General features: G+C 67.5%; 1 protein-coding gene. It reads left to right on the top strand.

What is annotated here, in order from left to right; all coding sequences use genetic code 11:
• The first annotated feature begins 128 nt into the window (after window positions 1-128).
• Window positions 129-434 (top strand): hypothetical protein, encoded by a 306-nt coding sequence (locus ABD127_RS02785; protein ID WP_344197490.1) that lies wholly within the window; start codon window positions 129-131, stop codon window positions 432-434.
• Window positions 435-459 lie beyond the last annotated feature (25 nt).

Here is a 459-nt window from a genome sequence, read left to right as displayed (position 1 = left end):
GCCGTTCGACGTCTCCGCGCGGCTTCCACACCCGGCAGAACCGCGTCCCCGTCACACAGCCGACGGACAGGCACGGTTGAATGGTGCCGGCCGCGGCAGACCGTCGCGGCAGATCAACGGGAGACCTGATGAAGAAGACCATTGCCCTGGCCGCCTCAGCCGGACTGATCGTGTTCACGGCCGCATGTGGTGGCGGTGGCCGCCCCTCGGTCGACGAGATCTCCGAGGCACTCAAGGACGACTCGACGTTCGGGAGCGACGCCGTCCCGGACGAGGCCGTCGACTGCATCGCCGAGAAGTTCCACGAGTCCGACATCTCCGACGAGGCGCTGCAGGCGCTCATCGACGGTGACGAGGACTACGAGGAGTCGAAGTCCGACCGGGATGCCGCGACGGAGATCAGCGACGAGATCACCGAGTGCGTCACCGGCTGACGCCACCCGATCACGCGAACGGCCC

The sequence above is a fragment of the Aeromicrobium alkaliterrae genome, assembly GCF_039529015.1.
Lineage (GTDB): Bacteria > Actinomycetota > Actinomycetes > Propionibacteriales > Nocardioidaceae > Aeromicrobium > Aeromicrobium alkaliterrae.
This window is presented reverse-complemented; position numbering and strand designations above follow the sequence as displayed.